Raw genomic sequence first — 20,414 nt, forward strand, 5'->3', positions numbered from 1 at the left:
TTTGTTGAATTAAACTATTTTAATTTGTCTATTTTACTGATTTCTAGTAAGGGTCTAATTTAACTTTACAAAGGTCTAATTTAGTTTTACATTTGACCTTATGTGTATTTGCTAAATTATCAAATATTGGCAATGTTTACAGTAAAATAAATAAACTTTGCAGGTTTCTAAATTCAAAAAGGGTTAAGAAACTAAAAAAGAACGATTTTCAATGACAAAAAAACTGGTCTAATAGAAATATGTGGTTTAACATTAGTTTATAGCAGTATAGACAATCTAAGTGAAGCTAGTAGTAAATTATTCCTAAATACTATTGCAAGAACGGATTTAATAATGGATATTGCTAATGATTTCCTCCCTGGTTTTGTATGGATCTTGCCTGGTATTTTAGTCGCAATTTTATGTGCCTTTATAAAACCTAAGAAATACGAAATTAGATGATAAAAAAAGAGAAGATATAGTCTAAGCCATTATCTTCTCTTTTGTATCATTCTGCTACTACAGCTGTGCCAGAAGCTGTTACCATTATCATATTACCGCTTTCGCCTAGCACTTCATAGTCAATATCTACTCCTACGACAGCATTTGCTCCCATATTTTTTGCCCTTTCTGCCATCTCTCTTAGAGCTGCTTCTCTAGCCTCCATAAGCTCTCCTTCATAAGATTTAGATCTTCCTCCAAAGAAGTTGGACAACCCAGCTGCAAAATCTTTAATGAAAGCTACTCCTGAAATGACTTCTCCGAAAACTATGCCTTTATACTCTAAAATCTTTTTCCCATCTAAGGTTGGAGTTGTTGTTATAACCATGATATCCCTTCTTATCTATTAAATTAGCTTCTATTAATAGTATAGCATATTTTTTACTTTTTTCTGTTAATAAATTTAAATCGCTAATTCCTCTGACTCTATTTTTTTCTTCAATTCTTTCACATTCTCTTCAATTTTGAATATGACTTTTTTAAATTCTTCATCACTTTTTCCTGTAGGATCATCTAATCCCCAATCTTCTTCATATTTTGAAGGTACAAAAGGACATACTACATTACAGCCCATCTTGATTACAATATCAATTTCTGGCAATTCAGTTATCAACTTAGAATATTGATCTTTCTCCATGTCAATGCCATATATCTCTTTCATAAGTCTTACTGCATCTTGATTGATTTGAGGCTTTGTTTCTGTTCCTGCAGAAAAGCTCTCAAAAACATCTGAGGCAAAGTGTTTGCCTAAAGCTTCTGCGATTTGACTTCTACATGAATTATGCGTACATATAAATGCGACTTTCAATTTTCCATTTTCCATTAGGATACCTCCTATATCAATTGTACTTTTCATCTCATTCAATTACCCTGATTTCTATATTTCAAGTCTTATCATAAATATTGTTACCCAATTGAGCTAGATTTTATGCATATTTAGTATATCTAAAAATTAGCACAAAATCACTTATAATCTTTCAATAATCTCTAGTATCTCGCTGTTTTCTGGTATGTCTTTCATTGAATGCCCAAAATGTACATACCTTAGTATTCCTTCTTTATCTACTAGCATCTGCGCTGGCATCCTTCCCAGTTTAAATAAGTTTACTTCTTGGCCGTACATCTTTAATATAGAGTGGCTTTCATCAGGTATTCCATAAAACTCTAAATTGTTTTCTTCCCAATACTCTTTAAATTTTTCAGAATTTTCAGGTCCGATAACTAATATCACAGTATCCTTTTTTACAAATTTATCATAGTCTTGATGCAACTGCATCATATGCTTTCTGCAAAACGGTCATACAAAACCTCTGTTCAATACAATCAGTACATTGTTTTTCCCTTTAAAATCAGATAATCTTATTTTATTTCCTAGATAATCTTTTGTTTCAAAATCAGGTGCTTTTTTATTTACTTCTACACTTGCCAATTAATCTCATCTCCTTAGTTTTTATAATATAAATATGTTGAAAATTGTTTATTCGCTAATTTGAGTAAGCATTTCATCAAGTTGCTTTTTTAAAGTAAACAATTTTTCAGTTTCGATATTCAATTTACAATAAATTTCTTCAGGTACATGAAGTATATCTTCCTTTAGACGACTCCCTTTCTCAGTGACCTCAACAATTACAATTCTATCGTCTTCTTTGCTCCTATATTTATGTATAAGCTCCATAGCCCCTAATTTCTTCAATACAGGAGTTAATGTACCTGAATCTAAATGTAGGAGTCTGCCCAAGTCTTTAAATCCAATTTTCTCTTTCTCCCATATAACTAGCATAGTTATGTATTGAGTATAAGTTAGATTGTATTTATCAAGTATTGGTTTATAGAGTTTGATTATTTCTCTTGATAGAGCATACAAAGGAAAGCAGATTTGATTTTCTAATTTTATTTGATCGTATTTATCCATATAGTCCCTTTCTAAAATATGATTAATTTTATAAAATTTGATTTTGTAAAATTTAATTTTATTCAATTGATTGTAATATAATAATACATTGTTTTTAATCAATAGTCAATAAATGTTTTATAGTGTTTATGTTATTTTTAGAGAATTCAAACATATATACATAAATCTCTGAAAAATTATCTCTGAATAACGCTTTTGTTTCTACAACACCACACCTGCTAAAGACTATAATATATCAAATGTCCTTCTTTTTTTATTTATCTTGTCACAAATGTATTATCTCATATCAAAAATCTATTACTCATAAACACCATATGCTTTATTTATATTTTGCACAAAAATGATCCCATTGCCTGGTTTATCAATTTCGAGTTTTTCTCTTATTGACGTTACAATAGCATCAGTGATATCCTCTTTTGATAAGATAATAACTATTTCTTTTTCAGGTTCTATATCCATATTAAATATTTTACTCGTTTCATTTACTCCCGATCCCCTTGCATTAACTATTGTTCCACCCTTTGAACCAGCAGCTTTCGCTGCTTCAATTACTTCCTCAGCTTTACCTCTATTGACAATGGTAATAATGTTTTGGTACATTACTTTACTAACACCTCTTCCTTCTATTTTTTCTTTAGACTTATAACACCTAGATCCTATAATTTCAGAAGCACTTATTGTAAAAACTATACCATGATTTGGTTTTTCAAACTGAAATTCTTTGTTTAGTTCAACTAAAGCATGGTCTGCAGTATGGCTATCTGTCCCCAATAAAACTATTTCCTTTCTTTCATCATATAAGGATAGGAAATTTAAAAGAGGATTATTTATAGTTCCCTTTCCTAGAAAAATAGTCCCACCAGAAATGCCACATTCTTTTGCCTTGTGTAATATCCTGCTTCCCATTCCATAATTGACAACTACATATATTATTTCAAAGATTGGCATGCTGTTATAATTAGTCATCCCTCTTTTCAACTCCTTTTGTTTTTTGATTTTATAGCAAATACTAACCCCAACGCCTCTAAGGTGATAATTGGCGTCATGGCAACCATTGCAATCATTCCAAAGCCATCAATCATTAAGTCCGCTCCTTCAAAAGCATGTGCTGCTCCTTGTATGAATGCTAAAATAAAGGTTGCAGTCATAGGACCAGTAGCAACGCCACCGGCATCAAATGCAATCCCTACAAAGAGCTTTGGTATAAAAAACATCATTGACAGACATATGATGTATCCTGGTAGTAAGTAATGCCATAACTGTATCCCAGGAACTAATACACGTATAACAGATAAAGCAACAGCTAATCCAACTCCAATTGCTAGCGGGATTAAAACTGCTTTTCTCTTTACGTAACCACTTGTTACATCTTCAATCTGGTTAGTTAAAACATAAACAGCTGGTTCTGCTAAAATTGTTACGAGCCCAAGAACAAAACCAATAATTATTATATATGCTTTATTATCCAATAAAGCCAAATTATTACCAATGCTTGTTCCTACATCCATAAAACCTGCATTCACGCCTATTAGAAATATAACCAGACCCGTAAATGTAAATGCAAAACCCGTAAGTATTTTTCGAAGTTCTTTTTTCTTTAATTTAAACGATATTTTCTGCAAAACTAATAATATTATCAGTAATGGTAAGATTGCCATAAGACTTTCTATTAGGTGATTTGGGATTATATCTATAAATGATTTAATGATCGAATTTGATTCAGAAACTCCTGGATCAAGCCCAGCAGAGAACTCATTTGTATCTGAAAATATACCTAAGAGTAATACTGAAATAATTGCACCTGTTGACGCGATAGCAACCAATCCGAAACTGTCTTTTTCTGATGCCTTGCTATCCTTTTTTAACTTTGATATACCCACTGATAAGGACAAAATAAAAGGTACTGCTAGTATTCCTGTTGTTGATCCCGATGCATCAAAAGATATTGCCAAGAATTCACGTGAAGTAAAAATTGCTAATCCAAAAATAATCAAATATAAAGCAAAAAGTACTTTATATAAAGGTACATTGTAGAAAATTCTTAAAAAGCCTAGTGATAGCATTATTGCTAACCCTATTGAAACAGTAATAAGTATACTGTTCCCCGATATTTGCCCTGATGTAACTAGATTGACCTGATTAACAAGAACCAATAAACCAGGCTCAGCTATTGATATAAAAAATCCAAGTATTAATCCTGCAATCAACACAACCCATAGTTTATTTGATTTAGCAAGCGATGTCCCTGTTAACCCTCCAAGCGGAGTAATACCAATATCTACTCCTATCAAAAAAATAGTCAACCCCAATACAACAAATAAAGAACCAATAAGAAATTTAATGATTAATGTTGTGCCAACGGGGGATATAGTAAAATTAAGAATTAGTACTAATATTGTAATTGGTAGGACCGAAAACAATACTTCTCTAAATTTTGATACAATCACATTCAAAACGGTCATCCTTTCTTTATGCATATTATACTTTTATGATGTAAACATCGTTTAACTAATAAATTTCATTTTAATTTTGTACCATTATCATTATTTAGTAATCTTTTTATAACTTTTCTAGTGTGACGATGTTTTTTGACTTGCGATTAGATTAGATTCGTTTTTGTGAACATATTTAAAAATAGTGTTTCTAAATGGAATAAGATAGTATTAATTGTTGAAAAACAATTCAAAAAATATTTTTTCAAATAATATTAATATAGTTAATCTATAATCATATAATGTAATAATTTATAATTTAAACTTGCAAAGGTCTAATTTACTTTTCATTTGAACATTAACTAAAAATATAAATACTTTTTTATTCTACGTTTTGTTTAGAAAGAATTAGGTACACTTTATTTATTTGCGCTGGGTAACTTTCTTTAACAATACCATCATAATAAACTTTTACTTCAATTCCTATATCCAAATCATGTTCACTTATACTAGCTTCTGAGAATTTTACATCCAGAGGAACGAGCAGTAAGTCACTACTTTTTATAATAGGATCATTTTCATTTGCCTTAACTAGCATAGAAGTATCGTTATTTATTTCGACCACTGTAGCACTAAACCATAAATAATATTATTGAGCTAATTATCCTAATATTTTTTTATGAAATATATTTTTCATTTTTAACCCTTGAGGTATTATATAATAATCTTTTATTTCAAATATTAATAATTCAGCTTATTTGTCTATATATTCTTAACTCACATCCAAACTGTTATCCAATGATAGTATGTATGCGACATTAATCTTTTTTTGTATTTACCCAGTAATATTTCTATAATACCAAGCAATTTCTTCATATTAATTAGAGCCTTTTTTCAAAAACAGTCTAATTTAGTCTTACAAATTTAGGGGTCTAATTTAACATTACAAACTTTTGAGGCTATTGATACTTTTTCATCTATGGGAACTCATGCTAGTTTTACTCCCCTAAATATCGCACTTACATGCTTAAATTAGATGCTCTCACCAGTCTTTTCTTTCCATTAAATTTCATCAATATCCTTTCCATATTTTTATAAACATTGCTATCTCTTTTATAAATCATAACAAATCATTTGGATAAATGATCCTTTATTGTTGTGAATAGCTGATTTTAACTAAACCGGCTATTACTTAAGTTGATCATCTCTTAAAGGAATTTTTAATAAAATTTGCTTTTGCCCTTTAATAAGCAAAGTTCCCTCTTCTTGAAGCTCTGATAGTTTGCGACTCAGAGTTTCATTACTAATCCCAATTAAACTTGCCAAACCAGCTCGACTTAGTGGTAGATCAATCAATATTCCTTCCTCATTTTTTATACCATCCTCTTTTGCCAGCTCCAACAACAACCTTAGTGTTTTTTCCATGGCATCTTCCAATACAATGGACTGCAGTTGAATTTCAGCTTGGTTAAGCCGGTTAGTGACTGCAGCTAATATGCTATATGAAATTTCTGCAGAATTTTTTATCAACTGCTCCAAATCATTCTTATGAATGATACATATGCTACAATCTACAATTGCCTCTGCACTACTATTTAGAACATCATCTTTGAACAGTACCAGTTCTCCAAAAAACTGACCTGATTTCAATAACCTCAATATATACTCATTACCATTCTTTCCAATTTTAAATAGTTTGACTAAACCTGATTCAATTATATACAAATATTCACTAGGATCGCCCTCATGATAGATGATTTCACCGCTTTTATACTCTTTTTTTTGAACTAGGCTATTGATTTCCAATAATTTTTCATTGCTAAGTTCTGAGAATATTGGCACTTTATTGACACATAATCCATGAGTATGGTTACATTGGGACATATTTTTCACCTCAGATCACTTTAAAATATTAATTCCTTTAAGGCAATTCTCAAAATTGATGTTTTGATCATTTAATTAGATCCCTTTAAAAATTATTATTAGATATCTTTGACTTGAGATTTTTTTACTTCATAACCTAACTTGGCAACAACATTTTCTGCATCCTCTATTGATGCTTTATTCTCATCGAAGTTAAATATCACTTTGCTTGAATTGAATAGCACATTTATACTAGGAATATCCACACCATCTATGGACTTAATGCCATTTTCTATCTTTTGCATACACGATGGGCATGTCAAAGTTTCCAATTTAATTGTTGCTTTTTTCATATTAATCCTCCATTCCTATCTTCATTTATATTATACGCCTTATCAAATTTATTTTACATTGATTTCTATCAAAATCATTCAACTGCTTACTAGTTATCACCTTAATTTATAGCCTAATAATCTCATGCCATTTAGGATAACAACAAGTATACTCGCTTCGTGTACCAACATTCCGATGGCCATGTTCATCCATTCACTAAAAAACACGCTTACAAGTAGAATCAATACCACTCCTATCGCAATCATTATGTTTTGATGCATATTGTTGACAGTGGCCTTTGCCAAACCCAAAGCATGTGGTAAGCGTCCAAAATCTGAATTAATTAAAACCACATCAGATGTTTCAATAGCTACATCTGTCCCACTTCCCATAGCAATTCCAATCTGCGCCAATGCCAGAGATGGGCTGTCATTAACACCATCTCCTACAAATGCTACTATTTGTCCTTTGGCTTGAAGCTCTTTGATATAATCCTGCTTGTCATTGGGAAGCATGTGCCCATGAGCTTCAGTAAGTCCAATCTCTTTCGCAACTAAATCAACCGTTTCTTGATTATCTCCTGAAAGCACAACTAGGTTTTTAACTCCTAGCTTTTTAAGCTTTTGCAAATCTTTCTTGACACCCGGACGGATTGGGTCACGAATCCCCATCAAAACCTTTAATTCTCCATCCATTGAAGCAAGAACCAATGAGTTTCCTGCTGACTGCATCTTGGAGATGTCTTCACGAACTTTTTTATTTAAAGTTACATTCTCCTTTTCCATCAAAGCTACATTTCCAACCACCATTCTGTGACCACCTATTTTGGCTACTATACCACCACCTTTTATGACATCCGTTTTCTCTATTAAATGAGTTTTTGTATCACCGATGTATTCAACGACAGCATTGGCTAAAGGGTGATCTGATTCCTTTTCAACGCTTGATAGGTAACTTAGTACCTCATCACTGCTGCCAGAGTATATTATATGATCAACAACTTTTGGATTGCCTATTGTAAGTGTCCCAGTCTTATCGAATACAATAGTATCTACTCTGCTAAAATCACGAATAACTTCACTACCCTTTAAAAGCACTCCATGTTTTGCACCATTTCCAATACCTGCTACATTAGATACCGGAACACCTATCACCAACGCTCCAGGACATCCTAGTACAAGTATAGTAATTGCCAGTTCGATGTCTCTTGAAACCAACCATACTATGAAGGATAGAACTAACACTGCTGGTGTATAATATTTTGAGAACCTATCAATAAATCGTTCAGCTTCTGATTTAGAATCCTGCGCCTCTTCCACCAGTTCAATAATCTTTCCAAATGTCGTATCTTCTCCAACTCGGTCTGCAATAATTTGAAGGGTTCCATTTTCCAATATAGTCCCAGCAAACACCTTGGAATCCTTCTTTTTAGTAACTGGCAGGGACTCTCCCGTTATACTCGCTTCATTAATATGTCCCTCTCCAAGTACGACAGTACCATCAACAGGTACTTTTGCACCGGTTTTAACAAGCAAGATATCCCCTACATCAACTTCCTCCACTTCAACCATTTCAAACTCTCCGTTATCCATCTGCTTTAAAGCACTTTCCGGAGCCATTTCCGTTAATTCCTTGATGGCAGATCTAGTTTTATTCAATGTTCTTTGTTCAAGATATGCTCCAAACAAAAACAGGAATGTCACAATGGCTGATTCTTCAAAGTTTCTTACTAGAAAGGCCCCCACTACTGCAATGGTTACCAGAACATCAATGCTGACAACTTTAACCCTAAGCGCCTGATATGCTTGTATGGCTATTGGAGCTACTCCTATGACAGACGCAATGACCAATGCCCACAGGAAAATTTCAGTGTTTCCAAAGCCTAATTTGCTTATGAATGCAGTAACAATTAAAATCAAACTCATAAGTGTTATGTGGTTTTTTCTACTTAATATCATTTTTTGCAAACCTACTCACCTCACTTCACTCATAGAAATCACCTTGACATAAATACATTCTAATTCCAATAGGCCTTATTAACTTTTGATAGCATGTTGTATACTGCTTCATAGCTTTCACAAACATCTCCTGGAACCTCGTAGTTATGAGTGATTTCAGACAATTTATTGAACTCATCATCAAGATTAGACTTTTCAGCTTCTGATTCATTTATTTTTTTGAGAATTATATTGAATACTTTTCGCACCTCATGAAATTCAGGATGATTACCTCCATGAACTCGATCCACAATTGGGATTAATTGTTCTAATTTTTTAAAATATTTTTCCTTTGCTTTTGTAAAATTTTCATTTTTATTCATCACACATGCTCCTTCCAAATTTTTATTTGACTTTTGTTGTACCTTAATATTATCAATAAATAAATAATAAAACATTGATATACATCAAAATTTGAAATAAATATGTGGCCATTATCAATTAATTTCTCTTCAATATTCTCAGCCCTTAATCAAGCAATCTTTCAAATACAGCTTTAAATAAAAAACCGACTCAGATCATTGATCCAAGTCAGCCAGCTAAAATATTATTACCCACTACACTCAATCGCGGTTAAAGATTCTTAAGATGAAGTACTTATCGATTTCTTTTATGTATTTTTCAGTGGCCTCCATCTAAGGTTTTTTTATAGATATATTTGAATGCTTAATTAGTAAATTATATAAGTAAATTAGATCACTTTTTCAAAAACAGTCTAATTTAGTCTTACAAACTTAGGGGTCTAATTTTGTTTTTCATTTGACCATAATGACTTCAAAGGGTAAAAAATACAAATCTGAGAACCTTTCCCCAAGTTGGTTCCACAGCATTCTACATTAGTTCTCGTATATTATCTATCCTACCAACATCATCAAGGACAAAATTTCATACTTATATTAATCTATTGTTCATTTTAGTAGTAATTATTGAATGTTTCACAGTCATCCTGCCAAATTTCCATATTCACTTTAATGACATCACATAAATCCTCATATCTATCTTTAGAAATATATCCATGCTCGTTCATACACTTATAAAATTTCTTAATACTTGCTGCGGTTGTTTTTATGGTGCTTGGTGTCGACCACATACACTTTCGTATAAAAAAATATCCTAAAAATATATCTATCATGTCACTACATCCTGCCGCCATCTCCAAAGGTTCTTCTCTCAAAAGATATGTGTTAATGTAAAAATTTACATTATTTAGATGTTTTTTTATTGTCTTTTGACTTAAACCAGAATCCATTAAATCTTTTTCGAATATATCGAGATATTCATAGTTTTTGGCTTGTTGTAATTTGCATAATTTTTCGTATTCTTCATAAGTCATAGAATCATCTCCTGTTTTTTAACATTATCAATCAAATGGTAATTTTCTAGTTGTAAATACAACCTCCACAGTCGCTTTTTTGTCAATCGTCGCCTTAAAGTCTCTTGTGAAAGGATCGATCAAGCAGTGCTACAACTTCACCGTGGCATTTAGTCCGGCATCACAATCGAAATCGAAGCATAAAGCAAGGCTCCCTTAACGCCGATGATGGCAGTGAAGGAGCGCCATTATGCATTCTTAGGTAAGAGTATGCTTCTCCAAATTTATTTTACAATATAAACTTGTTCATCCTTTGTTCCTGGATTTTCTTGAATCGCCGTGAAAAATAATGTTTTATGCACTAACTGATCAGGATTCCGTGAATCATAAATTGTCTCATGCCGAAATCTTGGTACCTGATTGAACAGCGTGACCGCAATATAATCGGATATCATAAAAGATCCAAATAATAAAACGATGCTCCCGAAAACAGTCAGTATACGTAAACTTCGTTTAACCCCCGCAGTCCAAATAATGAGGTATATACCTATAACTAAAAAAATACTTCCCAAAATAGAATAAATACTTCCCCAACTGCTATCGCTTGGAAGTATAGACAGTGCTGACACAATAGTGAATATACCAAAAGCTGACATCAAAATGCCGATTACTTTTTGTTTTCCGTTCTTTACTTCATTTCGACTGTATTCTGCCATAGAGACGGCAGTATCTCTTGTTTCATGATTCATATTTTCACTTTTCCTTTCTCCATTAATGATTTCAGGTATGCTCACATCATAAAAATCAGCTATCTCTACCAGCATACCGATATCTGGCATATTGCTTCCGGTCTCCCATCGAGATATTGTTCTACTGGAAACATTGAGCTGTTCAGCCAAATCCTCCTGTGTCAGATTCCTCTCTTTTCGGAGTTCCTTAAGGAAAGAACCTATCTTGACTTGATCCATATGGGTTACCTCCTTTCTATGTTAGAATACTATCTGGAAGCATTTTTAAACACGACACAAAGCGAGAAATGTTGTATTTTTGGTATTAGACACATTTGGCTATCTGACATCTATCTTACATCCACAATCTCTTGACAACTAATACACTAACTCAACCCTCTGATGTCTAACTTGGCAACTCAACCTACACAACCTACATACTTTTCCGACTAATTTCCCTATCATAAACATTATTTATTTAATTGTGTTTCATTTAATTTTACCACTCGCCTCGCCATACACATTTGATAGCATCATTTTCCACTGCTTGTTCACATCGGGATGCTGAGCAATCCTTTCTAACTAACTAAAATCAAGGAGTACTTTTTCATATCCTAAAAATGATTTTGCATATCCTTTCGGTAATATTTCAATAATTTCTTTATCGAGTTTTTCTGACATCACGATACTTTAGATCATCCTCTATCATTGACCTACCTCTATTCTAAATCTGCTAGAGAATAATCTCTAATAAGTTGATAGTAGAAGTATCCTCCAATCCACCAAATTTATAATCCGATTATTGGTCGAAGCGGTTCTGGTAAATTATTAACAATTTTCACTTGATTGACTTTATATGTACCTTTTAATATTTCTTTTCTACCTTCCGCTGCTCTAAATGAAACGATAAATTCAGCATCTTTAAATACATCTGTTTTTTAGTATGATTGATACAACTCAAATGTTCCTGAGTCAACTAAAGCTTTAATCTCCTTTCTATTAGTCGTATGTCTAATAGCTTTAATACTTTTGTTACTAAGTCCTTTCAATTGAAAAATGTCAATTAGCTGCATAGATATCACCTCTTTCTGGATGCCATACTTTAATGTAAAAAACTCCTATCTGATTATTAAATTCTTGAAGATGCTAAAATATTTTCTGATAACTATTTATAAATGTGGGCACAATAGTTTCAATTTGATTCCAATCAGAGCTGCGGACTTCAATTACTGCATAAAAATCAATCCAAAACCATTCCATATCTTTGGCTTCAAATATGTTAGTGAATTCTCCTACCTTCTCAATATTTGTATAAGCCCTTAACTCGCCTTTCACATTTTCTTTAATACATTTAAGGCTTACACCATCATAGTTAAACTCAATAATATTTCTTAATTCTAATCCTTCGAAGCTCTCAACAGAAGATTCCTTGTCTTTAATAGCAGAAGCTTGTATAAACAGTTTTATGGGAGCATTCACTGTTTTCGAAATTTCAGTAAGTACTTCTTCAAATTTCCCATTCTTTATATCATCTACAAAAGTATGCCAAACCCAATCAGATTTAATACAAAGTTTCTCTGCAGTTCTTGGTGTGAGGATTTGAGCAGCTTTAGATGATATTCCCTTCTCCAAATGAAAACCTACTCTTAATGAATCAGAATTTTTAGGTTTATATATTGCAATCTTCCCATACTTATAGGAAGGCCAATCCTTTGATGGTACCACCCACCACAAGGTATTTTCTGGTTTATATAGGTTCCAAGGTCTAAGAGTAAAATGATCAAACCCTCTATTTTTTAATTCTTCGAGCACTTTATGCGCTACAACATTTGTTGAAATGTCATTACTCATATTTAACAACCCCCTAATCGCTGTATTCTTGTACCCTCCAAATATCCTTTGACAGATTTAATAGAATTTCCTGCCTCTCATCGATTGATGCAGCTGTCCATTCAGTGAATGATTTAAGCTTAGAATTGATTCTATTAATTGATGAGTTATTGCCTACAGAGTTTAATTGAACAATACTACTTGTCAAATAGCATTTACTTTTCTTGTATTCTTCACTTTTCACACTAAAAAAGTCATTGCTAGCTACAATATTAATAGGTTTCTCAAGCATTGTAAGATTTCCTAGTTTAATTTTGTAATCATCATAATTCAATCCAGGGTTGTTTGATATAAATTCGGAAAGTAATTCTGGACTTGGTGTGTTTGGTAAAATGTGTTCTATCTCTAAAGAGGTATACTCAGATATCGATCCAGGCTGTTTAATTCCCTTATATGCCATGTCTACATACTGAGTGATTTTTGCAAGTATATATCTTGTTCGATACTTTTGCATTGAATTTAATGTGTATCGCTTCAATGCATTAGTCATTTCATTCTCTTTTGATTCTATGCTACTTAAGAATCTTGTCTTTAAGAAATTATTATACTTCAATATTTGTTGATCTCTATCCGTAGTTATGGTTCTTTGTGTCTGTTGGAGATACGAGGACTGTTCCAATAAAATATTCGTTTTCAGATCCTTCCATTTCGCTGTTAATATCTTCAAGGAGTTGATAAACTTCTTTCTCAGTCCATACATACTCTCTTTGATAGTCTGGGACTATGTAAAAACACTCCATAAACGCTTCATAAATACTATACTTATAATTCTCAATTCTTTTCATTTAACCACCCCAATTTTTGATTTAAATAAATCACAAAGTATAATTGCGAAATATCTATGATATACATCAAAAGTCTTAAATATGTACTCGAATATTTAATCGAGGCTACTTGAATATGTACATATTGTATTATTTTAAATTATAAGATATTTCTAAATATTTATCAATGTAAACCTGAGTTAACTTAAAAAAGCCGACTCAGATCATTGATCCAAGTCAGCCTGTCTGTTTAACTATTAAACTTTAATCTATAACTATTTTAGACTGCTTTATTGGTAATTAATTTGCAGTGATTACTTCTCTAACTATTTCTCGCAATCCAATTAAACCTTCCTCAAACATCTGTTTTTGACTTTCATCTAAATCTATTATAAATTCTTTTTTTTCTGGGTTGTAACCAACTTCTTTAGCTATAAGTCCATTTAGAATTAGTTGATTATAATGTACGAAATCTTGGAATGAGGATTTTTCCAGTCCCTTATCATCAAGATAAAGTTTAAGTACATCAAATGAATAAAGATAATTCGACTCAAAGTGTTCAAGATTTTCTATTGAAAAAATATCAGGTTTTATTACCTTTTCATTTAAAAATGCGTCCCTAAAATTAATTTGATTAGTTAATTTAAAAATTGTTAGATTATCTATGATTTTTTCCAACTTTATTAATGCTTGTTCAAGATATATTTCTTCTTTAGTGTTACTGTAATCTTCAAGCATCCCAACATATTGACTAATACTTCTATACAATTGCGAATAGCTTTGGTAGTATATAGTTGCTGCATTAAATTCAACGCTGTTATAGGGTCTTATATAAAAAATCGCTAAAAGAAGTAGACATGTTAATACTAAGATAATTGCTAATTTTCTATGCATAGTTTTCACCTCTCAATTTTAAGTATTTTTATAACATAACTTGAAATCTTATTGATCATTTTTTTAATAGTAATATTTTAAATTCTGTAACGCCTCCAACCTTACAAATAAGATTAATGAATGTTTAAAGACGCATAAACTGTTATATCCAGTAATTTATCTTGACCATTATTTATGTGCAATATTTATGTGCAATTTAAATCCAGATTGCTAAATGCAAACTAAACTAAAACAATTTTTATCTCTGTAAAAATATATTGTTTTTCTCCTTTAGAAGAGGATTTTTTCTTTTTACTATTATCTCTTTTTTAATTCTTATTCAACTACTTAAATTACTCTTTTTCCATTCAATATTTTTCGCGGATATTGATTTATAAATTCTTGTTTATCTAAAATCCTTTTTGTAATGATTCAAAAATTCGCTCCCATTGTCTAAGGTTATCAACTAAAACATAGTGAGAAAACGCTTAATTCCAATCCTTTTTTCATATTGATCTAATTGTCATTGTACTTCCTTTTGCGTTTTAGAGTATCCATTAATATTACTTTCCCTCATTTTAATTTTCGACTGCTTCTAATTCTTCTCGTTCATCGAAAGTTAAGTGTTCCTTTTTGATGAGTACTGATATAATAGACTTTGCTCATGATTCTTCTCCATTTATATTCCCATAAATGAAATACATCTACTTCAAGTAATTACGAATCTAGGCTGGCGTGCAAATATACCAAGCAGCTTTATAATCAACATCAACTACCTTAACTTCTGAAAAACACTCCTTCATTTCGAAAACACAATTTATCATCTCATGTTCAGCTTCCTTTATAAACTGAAAGTAATCACCTCGTTCAAGCCATTCGATAATCGTTGTCAGCAACGCACGTCTTTGATTGTAGTCATAGATGATTACTTTGTTTTTGGTAACCCGGCTCATTTCAGCATACAATTGTTTTCTTTCATTTTTTTGTAATCCATGAGCTACATATGAAGCTATCGAAATATCAAACAATTTATCTTCAAAAGGAAGCTGTTCAAGTACATTTGCTTGAATAAAAGTTATTAATTTATTTTCAGGTTGCCTTTTTGCAATATTTAACATCTTATCTGCTGCATCAACACCTGTAACCATTAAACCCTTTTCATTGAGAACAGAACATAGGGCGCCTGTTCCACACCCTACATCGAGAACATTATAAAATGTAGACAAGTCCAATTCGTCTGAAGCTTTGTCGATAATTCCCCTATAACGATTTTTCTGCTTCTCGTAAAACAAACCATAGATTGGTGCTATTGAATTAAAAAGAGATCTACTATTTTTAGCCATGGATTACAACCCCCATTGATCATTTAATATTATATTTATTATTTCTTCGTCTCTTGTTTTTAAGATTCGGGTTGTGACACTTCTACTGAGCACATACATATTAACCATTCAAAATTTTAAACATTTCTTCTTTATGTTTGCTTGCTTTTTCTTCGGTCCATTTTCCATTATCGAGGTTAACTAATTCTTTCATAATCTTTAGTTTCAAACTTTGCTCGATAATACTTGGGTAAGAGCTAATTTTCCCTTCCGGTGGCAAATTAGAAAACTTTGAGTTTCCAGATACTGTAATTAATGCAAGGTTACCAAAACCATCAAGGTCATCCGATTTCCAACTTAAACCTTCAACTGGATTTTGTGGTTGAAAGTGTTCAATGGAGTTTCTAAATTGAAATTGCCAGTCACTAGGCATTGGAGGAACAATTTCTTTTCCTAAATAAGAATACCCATTTTTATATAAAAGATAATCAAGGTAAGTAAATACTATTCTTTCAAAGCCAAATCCTCTAGAATCCTCAAACCTCGATTCGATAACTTTTGTTTTGCAGTAATCTTCAAGGATTTCAATGATGTCACATAATTCATTTTCTATTAGCCTCGTTAAAACAAGCGAAATCCAATGCATCGTCTTAGGTGAAGTGTAAGTTATACGCAAGCAAGATTGCAGTGTTCTTGTTAGTTTATTCTGACTATTTTCATCGCCGAAAGTACCTACATATTTAGGTTTTTCATATTTAGATTTTTCATATTTAGGTTTTTTCACATCACTATATTTCTCTAAACGTTGAAGCGACCATTTCCCAGTATCTCTATAATCTCTAGCATATTCACGTTTCAAAATATATTTATCAAACAATACACGGCATTTTAGCATATGATATAAAAAGTTCTTTGCTCTACCCGCATCATTCCAAGCCCACGATAAATTATTTAAGAAATGTTTATCATCAAGTGTTGAATCTTCCTCTCCCAACTTATTAATTACAGCATTTACCTGTAGTAAAAAGTTGGGGAATGAAATAATTGATTCAAAACGTTCATTCTCAACTTCATCATTACTTCCCCCATTATTAATGAGTTTTTTATTTTTTAGAATTTCAATTAAAGGAGCTGAATTTCTGTCTTCATCATCTTTCGGAACACATTCACTAATTGAATCGAAATCTACGATATTATCCTTGATACTAGTCCAATCATTTGTAAAAAGTGCCTCCCTAATCTTAGGATCAAAATTCATTTGAATATATGAGTCCATGTTAGAGCAATTATTCCAGATCAATGCTGCAGTTTTTTTATCGTGTTCTGTATCCAATACTGCTAAAAACTTTGCTTTTGCAATTTCATGAAGTTCAAGTTGCTCACCACGAGTATTCATGATTTCAAAATAATGATTTAAATCTATACCTTGTGGAACCTGTACACGGACAAGAAAAACCTTTTCTAGTTTTTTAATTAATTCGTTTTTGTCTATATTATTCGTTTTAAAATAAGTATCAATGATTTGATATCCCTTCAATATTTCAACAGAGACTAATTCTTCCACTAATTCACGATTGTTGTACTTAGTTAACATGTCAAGGGTATGGTTTGATTTTTCTCTCGCTTCAAATCTCAATGCATCCTTCGCAATAGTCATGCCTAGATAATTTTCTAATAGAAATAATGTCGTCAATCTTTGTTGGCCATCTATTACTTCATAAACATTATTATCAGTTTGATTAACAATTAGATTTCCAAGAAAGTAGTTTTTATTAGAGTCATTAATTAAACTATCAATATCTTCTATCAGCTGTTCAATTTCCATTATACCCCAAGCATAGTTACGTTGATAAATCGGAATTACATAACGAATATCAGTAAAAATACTATATACCGATATGATTTTTAAGTTTTTATCCATCCCCTACTACCTATTCCATTTACAAAGTAAATCATATACATCTTTGTATTTCTCTATATTTTTATTTACAATTTTTGGTTGCTCCAAAACAATAAGTTTTAGTTCTTCTGTGTTATTCATTTCACTAATTTCTGAAAACAAACTTAATCCATGGTTTACCCGTTCATGTTCTCCTCGTGCATACTTATTAATTGTCTGTGGATAAACAGCATCCATAACTAGGCGTAAAGAATAACTCCATGTATATAGTTGTTGCATAACAACTTTTGATAGGTTTTCAATACCAAATCGATCAGCAAAAAACAATAATGCACATTCATATAACTGTTTAATATAAATGTTACCAGCACGTCTACTCGGAATTTGTTCATCCGTGTGAACTTTATGTATTAATTGTTGTACTTGCTCAAGCAGGTTTTTATAATGAAGAGTGTAATTAAAAAATCGCTTCCCTGCAATAAGTGGCTGTGTTAATTGAAATTGATTCAATGCTTTATATGCAAGTAGTTCACTACTTCCATTTGCATTAAATTGTTCTACGAAAAGGTTACTTGCTTTATGATAAATGGCATAATTAAATACATTTATAGTTTTAATCCCTTTGAATACATCGATTTTACTAGACGAATAACCCAAACCTTTCTTTCCTTTATACCATTGCGTCAAAGGATAAAGATATATTTTAAATAAGTCATTTAAATCATCCTGATTAACATTTTCCCATTGGTTGATAATCCTTATCTTTTGATATTCCGCTTCATCATCCATCTCGCGTAAATGATATGACTTTAATAGATCATGCGGATCTAACTCTCTTCCACGTGAATTTTGTGAATCAAAGAACTGAAAGGCCTCTTGCTCACTGTCTGTAACAATTTGAACTGCACTACAATTTTTAAGTATATATTCTTTGTATTTCTTTCGATCATCTGCCGAAAGTTCATTTGTCCGCTTAGATAAAATTTCAAAATTAGTTACTATTGCATCATTAGATAGGTGATTGTATTTTTCTTGTAATAAGCCCAATTTCTCATCCCCTAAGCAGTATAGAAGAATCGAAAGAGTTGTCAGTCGCTGTTGTCCATCGACAATATTGTATTTTCCATTTTCTTTATGTAAAATTACTGAGCCAATTCTATATTCTGGTATCCCTTCTTGATATGCACGATAAGTATCAAGAAAAAGGGTATTAGTAGACTTCACACTCCAACTATACGGACGTTGATATGAAGGTAAAGTTAATTTCATTTTAAGTAATTCATGAATCTTTTTAATTTTTAATTCATCTTGAAGTAGAGCCATTTTTCATATTCCCCCTAACTACTTCAAATCTCGATTACGTAATATTTACAATCCTTGTTTATTTCTTGCCATATAAAATCATATTTACCTGATAATGTAATGTAATCTTTGTTCTTCAACCTCATGCTATATTGTTACCGTTTCACCTTATCCTCAAATACTTTGCCGCTGTCCTTAAGATCATCCAACTTCTTCTGCGAATAATTATTCTTAAAAGTCGGCACGTACGGTTCTGGGTTGTTTTCATCACTGCATAAGCGTTTCATTGCATCTATGGTAGCACGGCCTGTAGTGGCGGCTGGCATAAAATAAGTTAGGATGATATTATGATTATATTGATTCGGTTTAACTGCCCATACTGGAATTCGTTGATTTGATTTCCGTAAAAATCCTTGTTAGTATCTTTATTTTGTTTTGTTATTGTTTTTAAGTTGTAGTCTTGTGATGCTTTTTCAAAGGTTTTTGCAATATACCAGCGCATACAGCTTTCTATTGCAGCTTCCTGTGTTTCATTCGTTAAATTCAATGCGATGCAAAACTCCTCATAAACATCTGCATCAGATGTAAAGGTAACGCTCTTATTCACCATTTACACCCCCGCTATTTATTTTATACAAATTATACCACTAATTCGTATTTTCTCATCAACATAAATACGAAAAATACCATGCATTTCAGCAAGGTGTTATATCCTACTAACATTTTTTAATTTTCAATTCCTATACTAATGCCTGACTTTAATTTACATAAATGCTGTCATCGTGAACTGTAACTTTTTCAATAAGTAGCCTTACTAATTGCTCATCATGTAAGTGATACAATTAAGATGTACAAATAAAGGAAAATAAAAATGTACAATATTGTACCTTAGTATAGAATAATTGTATACTCTTAATTTGAGGTATAAAAAAAGAGATTCAATTGATCTCTTCTTGGGAAATACTAATTAAACCCTCTTATTGATGCTATTCTAATTTTTAGTATTCTTTTGCTTATAATAGAGTATAAAAAATGCACCTAGACCATTAAGTAGAATAATGGCATAAAAAATATATCTTGTATCTTCATAGGTGAAAATATTTAAAAAGTTTGAAACTATTAATCCTGTTAAAATCAAAAGCAAAAGCAGTTGAATTGCAAAATATTTCTTCATAAAGCATACCTCCAGTAAAGTTTGCACAGTAATTGTAAATGTCAATCCCAAAATGCATGTTTTTTAGAATCTCAAAATGTATGATTGTTAGAATTAATTATTGGTACTTTTTTTAGTTTCTACCAGGTCAAT

General features: G+C 31.6%; 23 protein-coding genes. All 23 read right to left on the bottom strand.

Annotation, left to right across the window (positions count from 1 at the left end; genetic code table 11):
• Window positions 1-487: 487 nt before the first annotated feature.
• The 23 genes from ACTB1H_RS05475 to ACTB1H_RS05585 all read right to left on the bottom strand — a co-directional run bounded on the left by ACTB1H_RS05475 (window position 488) and on the right by ACTB1H_RS05585 (window position 20,282).
• The gene (locus tag ACTB1H_RS05475) at window positions 488-808 is read right to left on the bottom strand and encodes a putative heavy metal-binding protein (RefSeq protein ID WP_463261827.1); all 321 of its coding nucleotides are present in this window, start codon (window positions 806-808) and stop codon (window positions 488-490) included.
• A 75-nt stretch (window positions 809-883) separates the two neighbouring features.
• Window positions 884-1,303, bottom strand: a complete 420-nt coding sequence (locus tag ACTB1H_RS05480; RefSeq protein WP_463261828.1) for an arsenate reductase ArsC — start codon at window positions 1,301-1,303, stop codon at window positions 884-886.
• A gap of 144 nt (window positions 1,304-1,447) precedes the next feature.
• Complete coding sequence (locus ACTB1H_RS05485; protein WP_463261829.1) at window positions 1,448-1,909, bottom strand: peroxiredoxin family protein; 462 nt, start codon at window positions 1,907-1,909, stop codon at window positions 1,448-1,450.
• Window positions 1,910-1,957: 48 nt separating this feature from the next.
• The gene (locus ACTB1H_RS05490; protein WP_463261830.1) at window positions 1,958-2,392 is read right to left on the bottom strand and encodes a MarR family winged helix-turn-helix transcriptional regulator; all 435 of its coding nucleotides are present in this window, start codon (window positions 2,390-2,392) and stop codon (window positions 1,958-1,960) included.
• A 297-nt stretch (window positions 2,393-2,689) separates the two neighbouring features.
• Window positions 2,690-3,358 carry a P-II family nitrogen regulator gene (locus ACTB1H_RS05495; RefSeq protein WP_463261831.1) on the bottom strand — a complete coding sequence of 223 codons (669 nt, stop codon included), beginning with the start codon at window positions 3,356-3,358 and terminating at the stop codon, window positions 2,690-2,692.
• A gap of 8 nt (window positions 3,359-3,366) precedes the next feature.
• Window positions 3,367-4,839 (bottom strand): DUF1538 domain-containing protein, encoded by a 1,473-nt coding sequence (locus tag ACTB1H_RS05500; protein ID WP_463261848.1) that lies wholly within the window; start codon window positions 4,837-4,839, stop codon window positions 3,367-3,369.
• A gap of 367 nt (window positions 4,840-5,206) precedes the next feature.
• Entirely contained in the window at window positions 5,207-5,449 is a 243-nt protein-coding gene (locus ACTB1H_RS05505) for a hypothetical protein (RefSeq protein WP_463261832.1), read from the bottom strand.
• Between the two features lie 563 nt (window positions 5,450-6,012).
• On the bottom strand, window positions 6,013-6,708 hold the full coding sequence (locus ACTB1H_RS05510) for a Crp/Fnr family transcriptional regulator (protein WP_463261833.1): 696 nt from the start codon (window positions 6,706-6,708) through the stop codon (window positions 6,013-6,015).
• Window positions 6,709-6,806: 98 nt separating this feature from the next.
• Entirely contained in the window at window positions 6,807-7,040 is a 234-nt protein-coding gene (locus ACTB1H_RS05515; protein WP_463261834.1) for a heavy-metal-associated domain-containing protein, read from the bottom strand.
• Window positions 7,041-7,136: 96 nt separating this feature from the next.
• Window positions 7,137-8,978 (bottom strand): heavy metal translocating P-type ATPase, encoded by a 1,842-nt coding sequence (locus tag ACTB1H_RS05520; RefSeq protein ID WP_463261849.1) that lies wholly within the window; start codon window positions 8,976-8,978, stop codon window positions 7,137-7,139.
• A 59-nt stretch (window positions 8,979-9,037) separates the two neighbouring features.
• Window positions 9,038-9,340, bottom strand: coding sequence for a hypothetical protein (locus tag ACTB1H_RS05525; RefSeq protein ID WP_463261835.1), 303 nt, complete (start codon window positions 9,338-9,340; stop codon window positions 9,038-9,040).
• Window positions 9,341-9,930: 590 nt separating this feature from the next.
• Window positions 9,931-10,350, bottom strand: a complete 420-nt coding sequence (locus ACTB1H_RS05530; RefSeq protein ID WP_463261836.1) for a hypothetical protein — start codon at window positions 10,348-10,350, stop codon at window positions 9,931-9,933.
• Between the two features lie 263 nt (window positions 10,351-10,613).
• Window positions 10,614-11,297 carry a helix-turn-helix domain-containing protein gene (locus ACTB1H_RS05535; protein WP_463261837.1) on the bottom strand — a complete coding sequence of 228 codons (684 nt, stop codon included), beginning with the start codon at window positions 11,295-11,297 and terminating at the stop codon, window positions 10,614-10,616.
• Between the two features lie 698 nt (window positions 11,298-11,995).
• On the bottom strand, window positions 11,996-12,130 hold the full coding sequence (locus ACTB1H_RS05540) for a hypothetical protein (RefSeq protein ID WP_463261838.1): 135 nt from the start codon (window positions 12,128-12,130) through the stop codon (window positions 11,996-11,998).
• 73 nt (window positions 12,131-12,203) lie between these two features.
• Window positions 12,204-12,908: a hypothetical protein gene (locus ACTB1H_RS05545; RefSeq protein ID WP_463261839.1), complete on the bottom strand. Its 705-nt coding sequence runs from the start codon at window positions 12,906-12,908 to the stop codon at window positions 12,204-12,206.
• Window positions 12,909-12,921: 13 nt separating this feature from the next.
• Window positions 12,922-13,500 (bottom strand): HNH endonuclease family protein, encoded by a 579-nt coding sequence (locus ACTB1H_RS05550; protein ID WP_463261840.1) that lies wholly within the window; start codon window positions 13,498-13,500, stop codon window positions 12,922-12,924.
• Window positions 13,501-13,513: 13 nt separating this feature from the next.
• A complete protein-coding gene (locus ACTB1H_RS05555; RefSeq protein WP_463261841.1) occupies window positions 13,514-13,732 on the bottom strand; it encodes a GmrSD restriction endonuclease domain-containing protein in 219 nt (72 codons plus the stop codon).
• Window positions 13,733-14,011: 279 nt separating this feature from the next.
• Window positions 14,012-14,605 (bottom strand): hypothetical protein, encoded by a 594-nt coding sequence (locus ACTB1H_RS05560; RefSeq protein WP_463261842.1) that lies wholly within the window; start codon window positions 14,603-14,605, stop codon window positions 14,012-14,014.
• 704 nt (window positions 14,606-15,309) lie between these two features.
• Window positions 15,310-15,927 (bottom strand): class I SAM-dependent methyltransferase, encoded by a 618-nt coding sequence (locus tag ACTB1H_RS05565; RefSeq protein WP_463261843.1) that lies wholly within the window; start codon window positions 15,925-15,927, stop codon window positions 15,310-15,312.
• A 100-nt stretch (window positions 15,928-16,027) separates the two neighbouring features.
• A complete protein-coding gene (locus ACTB1H_RS05570; protein WP_463261844.1) occupies window positions 16,028-17,827 on the bottom strand; it encodes a DUF262 domain-containing protein in 1,800 nt (599 codons plus the stop codon).
• A 6-nt stretch (window positions 17,828-17,833) separates the two neighbouring features.
• Window positions 17,834-19,129 (bottom strand): DUF262 domain-containing protein, encoded by a 1,296-nt coding sequence (locus ACTB1H_RS05575; protein WP_463261845.1) that lies wholly within the window; start codon window positions 19,127-19,129, stop codon window positions 17,834-17,836.
• Window positions 19,130-19,442: 313 nt separating this feature from the next.
• Window positions 19,443-19,715, bottom strand: coding sequence for a hypothetical protein (locus ACTB1H_RS05580; RefSeq protein ID WP_463261846.1), 273 nt, complete (start codon window positions 19,713-19,715; stop codon window positions 19,443-19,445).
• Window positions 19,716-20,099: 384 nt separating this feature from the next.
• A complete protein-coding gene (locus ACTB1H_RS05585) occupies window positions 20,100-20,282 on the bottom strand; it encodes a hypothetical protein (RefSeq protein ID WP_463261847.1) in 183 nt (60 codons plus the stop codon).
• Window positions 20,283-20,414 lie beyond the last annotated feature (132 nt).

The organism is Soehngenia sp. (genome assembly GCF_055108775.1).